The sequence below is a fragment of the Rothia sp. HMSC069C01 genome (assembly GCF_001814655.1).
Classification (GTDB): Bacteria; Actinomycetota; Actinomycetes; order Actinomycetales; family Micrococcaceae; genus Rothia; species Rothia dentocariosa.
Genome location: NZ_KV817408.1, coordinates 628036 through 639634 on the forward strand (window position 1 = coordinate 628036; position 11599 = coordinate 639634).

8 protein-coding genes are annotated in these 11599 nt (G+C 49.5%); 1 reads left to right on the forward strand and 7 read right to left on the reverse strand.

The window, feature by feature from the left end; all coding sequences use genetic code 11:
• Positions 1-5 precede the first annotated feature (5 nt).
• The 5 genes from HMPREF2981_RS11155 to HMPREF2981_RS11160 form a co-directional block, all read right to left on the reverse strand.
• Positions 6-449, reverse strand: a complete 444-nt coding sequence (locus HMPREF2981_RS11155; protein ID WP_246825441.1) for a hypothetical protein — start codon at positions 447-449, stop codon at positions 6-8.
• A 407-nt stretch (positions 450-856) separates the two neighbouring features.
• Entirely contained in the window at positions 857-1540 is a 684-nt protein-coding gene (locus tag HMPREF2981_RS10720; RefSeq protein ID WP_083313887.1) for a transcriptional initiation protein Tat, read from the reverse strand.
• Positions 1541-1749: 209 nt separating this feature from the next.
• Positions 1750-3918 (reverse strand): excinuclease ABC subunit UvrB, encoded by a 2169-nt coding sequence (gene uvrB, locus HMPREF2981_RS09380; protein ID WP_048774469.1) that lies wholly within the window; start codon positions 3916-3918, stop codon positions 1750-1752.
• A 114-nt stretch (positions 3919-4032) separates the two neighbouring features.
• Positions 4033-5232, reverse strand: coding sequence for a hypothetical protein (locus HMPREF2981_RS09385; protein WP_246825443.1), 1200 nt, complete (start codon positions 5230-5232; stop codon positions 4033-4035).
• A 139-nt stretch (positions 5233-5371) separates the two neighbouring features.
• Positions 5372-6064 (reverse strand): IMPACT family protein, encoded by a 693-nt coding sequence (locus HMPREF2981_RS11160; protein WP_280925897.1) that lies wholly within the window; start codon positions 6062-6064, stop codon positions 5372-5374.
• A gap of 33 nt (positions 6065-6097) precedes the next feature.
• On the opposite strand from HMPREF2981_RS11160, the gene coaE reads away from it, so the two are divergent.
• A complete protein-coding gene (gene coaE / locus HMPREF2981_RS09395) occupies positions 6098-6718 on the forward strand; it encodes a dephospho-CoA kinase (protein ID WP_239661839.1) in 621 nt (206 codons plus the stop codon).
• A 115-nt stretch (positions 6719-6833) separates the two neighbouring features.
• Here the strand turns inward: coaE and rpsA are convergent, their stop codons facing one another.
• Positions 6834-8294: a 30S ribosomal protein S1 gene (gene rpsA, locus HMPREF2981_RS09400; protein WP_004004572.1), complete on the reverse strand. Its 1461-nt coding sequence runs from the start codon at positions 8292-8294 to the stop codon at positions 6834-6836.
• Between the two features lie 321 nt (positions 8295-8615).
• Complete coding sequence (polA, locus tag HMPREF2981_RS09405) at positions 8616-11561, reverse strand: DNA polymerase I (protein ID WP_080976608.1); 2946 nt, start codon at positions 11559-11561, stop codon at positions 8616-8618.
• Positions 11562-11599 lie beyond the last annotated feature (38 nt).

The window sequence follows — 11599 nt, forward strand, 5'->3', positions numbered from 1 at the left end:
AGCATCTACCCCGCAAATTCAAAGCAGGGTGAGGTAATTCCGATTGCTCGGGCTACGACTTTATTGCGCCGTTTTTCTTCTGCGGCAACAGTAATAACAGTTTCGAGACGGTAAAGCCCTTCCTGAGCAGTTACATAAACCTCATGCGCAGACACCTGCCCGCCAAGAGGAACAGAGGTTGATTTGTTAGTGTTCTGTCTCGGCTTTGTCGTATAGGTATGCCCACTGTTACGCACCTGGCCCCCTTCAGGGTCATAGAGGTAAACATCCAACTTGACGTCACCTTTGCCTTTGCGCCTACCATGGTCTGCGTCATGTGCCGCTACAGAGTATTTAAAAGAATACCGACATCCTGGTCGTAGCTGAGCTTCTGAATCGTAGCCAGCACGGTACGCAGTGCGCAAAACAATACTCGCTTTTTCATTGCCTGCTGCGGTGCTTTCCGACATCCAGTATTCCTGCCCACCAATAATTTTTATCCCATTCGAGGCAGGCGATATCAGTTCCCCGGATGTAGGATTGGAGATAGACCACCGCTCCAGCTGGGCAAAACTGGGTCCAGGTTACATCTTCACAGCCGGAAGCTGCAAAAGCTGGTACTGTCACTGCTGACAGCACTGCAGGTACCGCCCAGGCTATACCTTTAGTAACAGTGCGGCGATTTGCCCTGTAAGCGCAGCTCTGCGACGCACCGGTTCGCACAGGTATTGTTCCTTCTTTCAAGTTTTGATGACCACCTAAACCCTTATGGAACAAGAACAAATCCAGAGTGTAGGTATACGTGTAAATCTATGCATATGCGCTACGACATTATTATCTTTCTGTGCATGTACAAGGTTATGCAAAATAATCTACTTTACATTGGCTCAAAAATTGGCACAGTAAAGCCAAGACCACGATTCTGGACTCGACGAGACTCCAGGCCCTCGGCAGGAACGTCAAAGACAGCCTCAAACCTATAGACTCCAGGAATTGCTTTGAGAGTCCATTCTTGTGCCTGTATATCTTCACCTAAGGGAACTGGAATAAACCCCCCAGGTTGTCCAGCGGGGTCAGTGGTATATCGAAGAGTTTTTCCGTTAATAAGTTTTCCTCGAGGATCTCTCAGGGTAATAGTTACTTTAGGATTACCACGGTATTCTCCGGAAGCTGCTCGTGTTTCTATAGCCGTCATATAGATACGTACACGATACATACCACATTCAGTATTTAAAATACTGCTGTCATCAGTTCCTGATTCAAACCCCGCAGTAATCCTAATAGTAGCGGGTTCTTCGCCTAAAGCAGTTGTATTTGAAATCCAATATTCTTTTCCATGAAACGTGCTCGGACGATTAGATCCAGCGGACTTGAGTTTTCCTCTATCTGGATTCTTAATGGCCCACGAACCCGCCTGGCGAAATCCAGGGGCGCTCTTAGGATCACATCGGGATGCAGCGACTGCTGGAACCGCTGTAGAAGCGACCACTATCGGGGTAGCCCATGCGACGCCCTTAGCCACAGCACGTCGATTAATAGATATTGACTTATTTCTGGGCAAAAGCTTCTCCTTGAATGCCTACGCATATCTTGTGAGTGAGTGTAATTGCTTCTCTGCTGATAAGTAATTATAACGCGCAAATTCCTATACATCTGTGAAGCGAAAATGACGCATATCTTCATCGAAGCAATATTCTAAATTTTAGGGCAAAACACAATATCTCAACAAGTATAAGGTTGAACCTTTATATTTTCATTCTTAATAAGACATTAAGCATGCCCAGCTTCTCGCATCTGCCGAAATTCTTTTTTGAGATCGGTAAGTTCATCACGTAAACGTGCCGCTAACTCAAACTGCAGGTTTTCTGCAGCCAGACGCATCTGCTCACTCAATTGTTCGATAAGTTCCAACAGATCCTCAGCAGGCTCAGCTGCGAGACCATCGGCGCGAACACGGTCTTGAGCTTTGGCAAGAAGAGCATCCGACTCTGGAGTACTTGCTACGATCTTCGAAGAAGTACTTGACCCTGTCTTCGCTCCGGCTTCAACTGTTCGAGAACCTTTCTTACCGCTCTTGCGTAATTGCAAAAGCTCATGGGTGTCTTCCTCTTCGCGAGCGAGAACATCTGTAATATCCGCAATTTTCTTCCTCAGAGGCTGCGGATCTATGCCATGCTCCCGGTTATACGCCTGCTGAATCTCTCGACGACGGTTCGTCTCGTCAATAGCAGTACGCATTGAATCGGTAACAGTATCTGCATACATATGTACCTGCCCCGAGACGTTACGCGCTGCACGACCAATCGTCTGGATGAGCGAGGTCGTCGAACGTAAGAATCCTTCTTTATCAGCGTCCAAAATGGCCACCAGTGAAACCTCAGGAAGGTCCAGTCCCTCACGAAGCAGATTAATACCTACCAGAACATCAAAAGTGCCCAAGCGAAGCTCACGTAACAGCTCTACGCGTTTGAGAGTATCTACATCGGAGTGCAAATATTGTACACGTACTCCATGCTGCACCAAATACTCGGTCAAGTCTTCTGCCATACGTTTGGTTAGAGTCGTCACCAAAACACGCTCGTCGCGTTCAGTACGCTCTTGAATTTGTTCAAGAAGGTCATCAATCTGCCCCTTCGTGGGCTTTACAATAATCTCTGGGTCCACCAGTCCTGTTGGACGAATAATCTGTTCAACATAACCATCAGCCTGTGAAAGCTCATACTTGCCGGGAGTAGCCGAAAGATAAATAGTTTGCCCTATGCGCTCTAAGAATTCATCCCATTTTAGAGGACGGTTGTCCATGGCAGAAGGCAGACGGAACCCATGTTCCACGAGCGTACGTTTACGAGACATATCGCCCTCGTACATGGCACCGATTTGAGGTACCGTCACATGTGACTCGTCGATAATAAGCAGGAAATCATCGGGGAAATAGTCTAACAGACAATGCGGAGCTGAACCTGCTGAACGACCGTCGATATGGCGTGAATAGTTCTCAATACCACTGGTGAACCCCATCTGTTCCATCATCTCAAGGTCATAGGTGGTACGCATACGTAGCCGCTGTGCCTCCAGAAGCTTCCCCTGAGATTCTAGCGTTTGTAGACGTTCCTGGAGCTCGTCTTCGATGGAGGCAATAGCGCGAGCCATACGCTCAGGACCAGCAACATAGTGGCTCGCCGGGAAGACATACATCTCGTCTTCTTCTCGAATAACCTCACCCGTGAGCGGGTGCAGAGTATAGATAGCCTCAATTTCATCGCCGAAAAATTCAATACGAATAGCATGCTCTTCGTACATAGGGATGATTTCGACAGTATCGCCCCTCACCCGAAAGGTTCCACGGTGAAAATCCATGTCATTACGGGCGTACTGCATATTCACGAATTGGCGCAGCAGATCATCACGATCTATCTCATCCCCGCGCTTAAGAGTGACCATCTGCTCCACATATTCTTCGGGCGTACCCAAACCGTAAATACACGAAACAGTCGAGACCACAACAACATCGCGACGAGTCAAAAGGGAATTCGTAGCAGAGTGCCGCAGGCGTTCTACTTCTTCATTGATTGAGGAGTCTTTCTCAATAAAAGTATCCGTCTGCGGAACATAGGCCTCAGGCTGATAATAGTCATAGTATGAGACGAAATACTCGACCGCGTTATTGGGCAAGAGCTCACGCAGTTCATTGGCTAACTGGGCAGCAAGAGTCTTATTCTGCACCATAACAAGCGTAGGGCGCTGCACAGATTCGACCAGCCATGCCGCCGTAGCAGATTTACCGGTGCCGGTGGCACCCATCAGAACGATGTCTTTTTCACCGTTCTCCACGCGCTCAGTAAGCTCAGCAATAGCCTTAGGCTGATCACCAGCTGGCTGATATGGACTGACAACTTCAAAAGGGGCTACGACTCGTTTAATCTCCGGAGCAAGACTCATACATCTATTCTAGTCGATGTATTCGAGAAATCAGAGGGTTTCGCTCGAGGAAGATGCATGCCACCATCTAAGAAATTATTGGGTCTCATATCCCACACGATACAAACTTGATACTTATTTAACTACAGCTCCCGATAGCTGCATGAAATCTCGTACTGTCATGGGCAGGTAACCATTTAGCACTCCCATGAGAGCGGCGAGCGTATCGTCTTCGTCAGCTTTCATTGGAATGCCGACCGCAGGCATAGTAATTCGTTGCTTATAAAGATCGAGTACGGCGCAGATCGTGCGCCCTGGAACATCCAGAACGTGAAAATTGCCGCGATGCGCAACCGGGCGAATATTTTCATCCGGGGTAATAATCAAAGATCGCAGATCTGGCGCAACCCGAGAATCAAACCGTGGAGCACCATTTTGCGACGGTGCATTACAGGTATCATCCTCATCAGTGCTCTGAGGAAAGCGCTCACCTACAAGAGCCGTCACCACAATATACCGCGCTCCCATTTTCATGGCGCGATGCACGTTAATTTCAGCGTATTCTTCAACACGGTATCCCAGCTCAAGCCCACACCGAATATCGTTCTCTGAATCTTCTACTTCTTCATCCCAGAAACATGAGAAGCAAGTATCTGGTGCACCCCGCTCTATGGTATGCACGCGTTGGTAGTCATCGTCGAGGAGCATAACAGATAGTTCATACCCGTCAGGAATTTCCCGTATACCTGTAGCACTCAGCGCCACAGCTTCATTGGAGTTTCCCAACGGAAAAGTTTCCCACAGACTGGGTATAAAGGGGTTAACTGCACCATCGAGCGCTGGGTTACATGAGACTGGCTGAGGTTCAGCTTCCATAGGCCGATAAAAATCTTGAGGCGGCATGGTCACAATTAGTCCACGCATCTTAGGTGCCAAACAGAGCTCTAGGGCTAGGAGTAGACGGGCAGCATGAGCACGAGTTATCACAGGGGCCTGGATGATATGCAGCATACGAGAATTATCTTGAGAGATTTTCTCTCCCACGCCGCGAGCCGCATTGGAATACTGATTATAGAGGCGAACTAGGGTTCCTTGAGGAAGATTTTCGCCTACTTCTTGAAGAGTGACCGCAATACGTTCAATTTCAGAAGGAAAAGCACGGCAAATACGGTTAAGCTGTTGCGCAAAATCATGCGGCCACTGCGTCAACACATTCAGGAGCGTATCTAGGTTACCCTGCGCATAAGCATTGAGAATCTGCTCAACAGTCGCAGGTTCAACATCGGGTTTAGACGTATGTGTGACGGAGCTATGCTGTTCAGAGTTAAAATGCACGGGAAAATTCTCGGCTTTCACTTGCGGTGTATGTGGCAGACAATGCTGCACCGTATTCAACGTACCACAATCAGCACCAAGACACTATGCCTAGCCTAGTTTAAAATTTAGGGTATGCTCTAAATCTAATATGGCTGGGCTAAAAATATGGAATATCTACCCACCGAGTATCGCCCCATACGATATTTTCCCGACCAGAAGTTATTGCTATAACACGTTCCTGTGCCTCGCGCTTCTTCTGCTCCCGGTCGAAAACACCTAGAGAGATCTGGGCGCCGTCTACAAGATAATCCGTACCTAATACTTCAATTCCTGATGCCCGAATCTCATTCTCCACTCGCCCAACCTCAGCCAGAGAAACTAAAACGGTGCCTACCCGCATCCGTTCCCGAGAATCAAAATGGGCGTTATCGAGAGTCTGCACCACCGCATCTGTATAGGCGCGCACCAATCCGCCAGCGCCCAGTTTGATACCCCCAAAATAACGCACAACAACGGCCACAAGATCAGAAAGGTCAGTACCGCCCTCATCAATGCGTGTCTGGCGTGCTAAAAGAGCTTGAAGCATTGGAATTCCTGCAGTACCGGCAGGCTCGCCATCGTCCGATGAACGTTGAATTTCACGATCCGCTCCAAGAACAAAGGCCGAACACACATGGCGGGCATCGTGATAGCTCTTCCGAAGCGAATCTATGTAAGCGCGTGCCTCGTCTGTTGTGTATACGCGTTTAACATGACCAATAAATTCGCTACGCTTAATTTCAAGAAGACTCTCATAGGGTTCTATTCCATGCAATACTGTGTATCGTTGTGCGCGGGATTCTTGGAACATTTGAGTACTCACAACTACTATTCTAGGGGTTTCATGGGCGTTACACAGTACCGTCGCTACGCTCTGACAGGCGGCATTGGAAGCGGTAAAAGCACAGTTGCGCGGATGTTCAGGGATCTAGGCGCCGTTATTATTGATGCAGATGCGATCTCGCGTGAACTCATGGAGCCTGGGCAGGAAGTCCTTGCTCGCACAGTCAACCTCTTCGGAGAGTCCGTCCTCAATGCAAACGGAACCCTTAATCGTGCTCGTTTAGCGGAACGTATCTTTACCCATGACGCAGAGCGAAAGAAACTCAATGCTATTGTGCATCCCAAAGTTCGTGCTCGCGCCTCTGAGATTGTTGACGATGCGGTAAAATCCCCCAACTTTTCGGGCATTATCATTGATGATATTCCGCTCCTGGTTGAGACTCAACGCGCTGCAGAATTTGATGCTGTCATTGCGGTACAGACAGATCTCCCCATTCGTCTAGAGCGACTTAGCAAATATCGGAATATGTCCTATGCAGAAGCCCAAGCACGCATTTCTGCTCAAGCCACCGATCAACAGCGCTCCGCCATTGCTCGGTGGGTTATTACCAATAGTGGATCTCGTGAAGATACTCAAGCACAGGTTCAAAAGGTCTGGAACGAGCTACGTGCTGAGGTCTAAAACTGTACGCGAGAAAAGGCACACAATACTACGCGAGGGTTCCCCAGGTTTGGGGAACCCTCGCGCGTGATATTTGTGCTCTAGAACTAGAGGCTACTCCATAAACGAGTAAACCTTAGTTGCCAGTCAGCTTCTTACGCAGCTCTGCTAGAGCCTCATCAGATGCGAGAGTACCAGCGGAAGACTTCTCATCGGAAGAGTAAGATGATGCGGGTGCTGGCTCAGCTGCGGCAACGGGAGCAGCAGCAGCTGCCTCTGCGTCAGCTTCAAGTGCTTTAGCAACCTGAACCTTGTGTGCTTCGAAGCGAGCCTGTGCTTCTGCATATTGTGCTTCCCAAGCCTCGCGCTGTGCGTCAAAGCCTTCAAGCCATTCGTTAGCTTCGGGATCGAAGCCTTCGGGGTACTTGTAGTTGCCAGCTTCATCGTATTCAGCTGCCATACCGTATAGTGCGGGATCGAACTCGGTAGCGTTGGGATCAACGCCTTCGTTAGCCTGCTTGAGGGACAGGGAGATACGACGACGATCCATATCAATATCAATGATCTTGACGAAGAGCTCTTCGCCCACCGAAACAACCTGCTCTGCCAAATCAACATGGCGCACAGCAAGCTCAGAGATATGAACCAGACCCTCAATACCGTCTTCAACACGAACAAACGCACCGAAGGGAACGAGCTTAGTAACCTTACCGGGTACGATCTGCCCCAGAGCGTGGGTGCGAGCAAATGCCTGCCACGGGTCTTCCTGGGTAGCCTTCAAGGACAGCGAGACACGCTCACGATCCAGATCAACCTCAAGAACTTCAACGGTTACAGGCTGACCAACTTCGACAACCTCGGAGGGGTGGTCGATGTGCTTCCAGGAGAGTTCGGAAACGTGAACCAGACCGTCCACGCCACCCAAATCGACGAAGGCACCGAAGTTGACGATAGACGATACAACACCTTCGCGTACCTGGCCCTTTTCGAGCTGGTTGAGGAAAGTGGAGCGAACCTCGGACTGAGTCTGCTCAAGCCATGCGCGGCGAGAGAGAACAACATTGTTGCGGTTCTTGTCAAGCTCGATGATCTTAGCTTCGAGCTGCTGACCGATGTAGGGTGCAAGATCGCGAACACGACGCATCTCAACGAGGGATGCGGGCAGGAAGCCTCGCAGACCAATGTCAAGGATAAGACCGCCCTTGACAACCTCAATAACGGTACCGGTGACGACGCCGTCGTTTTCCTTGATTTTTTCGATGTCGCCCCATGCACGCTCGTATTGTGCGCGCTTCTTGGAGAGGATCAGGCGACCTTCCTTGTCTTCCTTAGTCAGGACGAGAGCCTCGATTTCATCGCCAACTGCGACTACTTCACCGGGATCTACATCGTGCTTGATAGAAAGCTCGCGAGAGGGAATGACGCCTTCGGTCTTGTAACCGATGTCGAGCAGAACCTCGTCGTGATCAACCTTAACAACCTGACCGGAGACGAGATCGCCATCGTTGAAGTACTTGATGGTCTCGTCAACTGCCTTGAGGAATTCTTCCTCGTTGCCGATGTCGTTGATTGCGACCTGAGGGATGTTGGTGCTCATGTAGTTAGGGCTCCAATTGGATTAATAATAGGTCGACGTCTCCGGCAAGTTTGCGAGCGCTCACTTGCTGTTTCCTACTCAAAACATGGGAAGTGACGTCGAGTCTGACGGATACTTACCGCGCGTATCATCCGGAAGATGCGTAGGTACATGCCTCTGGTGCATAGGGATGCTGATACACGCGATTACTAGTGTACGTGTTTTTCGGGCGTGTCGTCAATGAACGACGCGCATCGATGAGGGTATTTCTTGCACTATTCTGTGTGCAATATATTCCGAATAAGTCCGACGGTATCGTTCGTCTCTCTTCGCGGTTTCTGACTAGTGTCCGGCTTCTTCCCATGACTTGCCCCAGCCAACTTGCACGTCGAGAGGAACCTTCAGCTCAATAGCTTCACTCATCTCCTCTACTAGGATGCGTTGCGCTGCTTCGCGTTCACCGACGGCAACTTCGAGGATAATCTCGTCGTGAACCTGCAAGAGCATGCGGGTCTTGAGATTCTCTTCTTGAAGTCGGCGGTGAATGTTAATCATTGCGATTTTAATGATGTCTGCAGCTGTCCCCTGAATTGGAGCGTTGAGGGCAGCTCGTTCAGCTGCCTCACGTCGAGTTCGGTTTGGAGAGTCAAGATCTGGCAGTGAACGTCGGCGCCCATAAATAGTTTCGGTATAACCGTCGTTATGAGCCTGTTTGACGACCCCGCGCAGGAAACGCCCCACACGACCAAATCGTTTGAAGTAGTTGGTACGCAACTCCCCTGCCTCATCGGAACTAATATTGAGCTGCTTTGCGAGACCAAACCGAGAAAGACCGTATGCCAATCCATAAGACATTGCTTTAACTTTCGCACGCATCTGGGGTGTCACCTCTTCGGGGGCAACCCCGAACACCTCAGAGCCAACGTACCGATGCAGGTCTTCACCATCCGCATAAGCCTGGATTAATTTCTCATCGGCGGCGAGATGCACCATAATACGCATCTCAATCTGCGAGTAGTCGGCGGTGAGCAAACCTTCATACTCTACACCGTCTAAAACTTTTGGAGCCACGATAAAGGCACCGCGGATACGTCGTCCTTCATCAGTGCGGATTGGGATATTCTGCAGGTTCGGTGCCGTCGAGGAAAGACGCCCCGTTGATGCAGCATTTTGCTGGAAAGTAGTGTGTACACGACCATCTGTGACTGCCGCTTTTTGTAAACCTTCAACAGTCTGCTTGAGCTTGATATTATCTCGGTATGCCTGGAGCGCAATCAAGAATTGAGCACCATCTGATTCCGGCGATACTTTGGTCAACAAGTCAGCCACAGATTCTGAATCCGTTGAATACCCAGACTTAATTTTGCGGGTCTTCGGAAGACCGAGCCTCTCAAAGAGTACAGTTTGGAGCTGTTTCACAGATGCCAGATTGAGGGGCTCGCCATTGACGTCACCGCCAATAAGTACTTTCGCCTGTTCCTCGGCCATGGATGCGCGTGAGCTAAACGTATCATTAAGCTCGTTTAGTAAGGCATCTGAGACAGCGATACCCGCCTGCTCCATATCAGCCAGAACGTACAGAAGCGGCAGCTCAATATCTTCATAAATCTTAAGCTGGCCCTGTTCTTGCATTTCGAAGTGCAAAATACGCGCCAGTTCGTGAATAACCCGTGAAACCTGGGTAAAGTAACGTAAGTTCTCTTCACCGGGCATCTCAAAAAGTGAGGGTGCTTCCTCTGGGAAGACAAGTTCACTGAATTCCTGTTGGGGAATCCAAAGATATTTCTCAGCTAAATCCTCAATACGTTCAGCAAAGAGCCTACGATTCGTAGCTGCTATGTATCCGCACATATATGAGGATAGTGACGGATCTTCGATGGCTCCATCGAGTTTATACCCGTACTCACGTAAGAGTTTCCGCTGATTTTTGAGATCCATCACGATCTTACGCATTTGAGGGTCAGAAACCCACTCCGCAAATGCTGAGGCGAGATCTTCGGAAATATTCGTCAGGTTGATCCACAACGATGATTCTTTCGAGGTCAGAATAATTCCTCGCAGTACCGGATTCTCTTCAGCAGCGCGAATCTTAGTCTTGGTAACTTTCACACCTTCACGGGCTACAGGCACATCAATCACAGGGAAAAGCGTAACCGCGCCTTTAAGCCTTTCAGGGACCTCAATGGCATTACCCGATGCGTCACGCCCATACCCAACGTGGGCTGCATGCTCGCACCATGCACGAAAGTCTGCGGCTGATGTCACAGTGATCGCCTCATCGGTACGAATTGGCTCAAAGGTGGGACCACTCGGAACCCCGTTATCTGTCATGGGTTCTTCACCTGCGGTACGAGCTTGCGCGCCCAAAGCACGTATGACAGGCCCTAATATATCCTGGGCCCGCTTACGAATAGTGCGGAATTCCACTTCATCGAAGAACGCTTCAAGCTCTTGAAGGTCCGGAATAAACCGCATTTGATCGAACTTAACATCCAAGTTGAGCGTGTCAACAAGCTGGTTGAGGCGACGGTTCCTGCGTACGTTCTCAATGTTTTCGCGCAGAGCCTCACCTTTTTTACCTTTGATGTCCTCGCTATTAGCAAGTACACCTTCAAGATCACCGTACTCGTGAAGCCATTTAGCAGCAAAGCCTGGTCCAACTCCGGGGACTCCAGGCAGATTATCGGCTTGCTCACCGGTGAGTGCAGCGAGATCCGGATACAGCCGAGGTGGTACTTTTGTTTTTTTCTCAACCGCTGCAGGATCCATACGCTGAATCCCCTTGGAGGGACCAGTCGTCACGGGATACAGCAATGTAACATCGTCCGTAACAAGTTGGAAAATATCGCGGTCTCCTGAAAGAATGAGCACTTTGTATTGAGTTTCTGATCCCTGCCGTGTCAGTGTTGCGACGATATCATCTGCCTCATAATTCTCCTGGGTAAGCGCCGGGATTTTCAGAGCTCCGAGCATCTTCTTGATGAGATCAAGCTGCCCGTCGAAGGCTTCAGGGATAACGTTACGACCGCTCTTATATTCGCTGTATTCCTCCGTGCGAAAAGTACCACCGGGCAGATCGAATGCCACCGCAATATGGCTAGGGTTATGGTCTTTAATAATGTTCAGCAAGGTAGACAGGAAGGCATGAACTGCCTCCGTATGCTGCCCGTCGCTTCGCACAAAAACATGGTTTCCCGTTTTCTCTGCCATTGTATAGATGCCAAAGAAAGAGCGAAGGGCCAATGAATGTCCATCAATAAGGAGCAGGGTATTTTCTGAGTTACTCACAATCCCATTCTAGAGGTTTTCGACAGCGGGGGTGATAG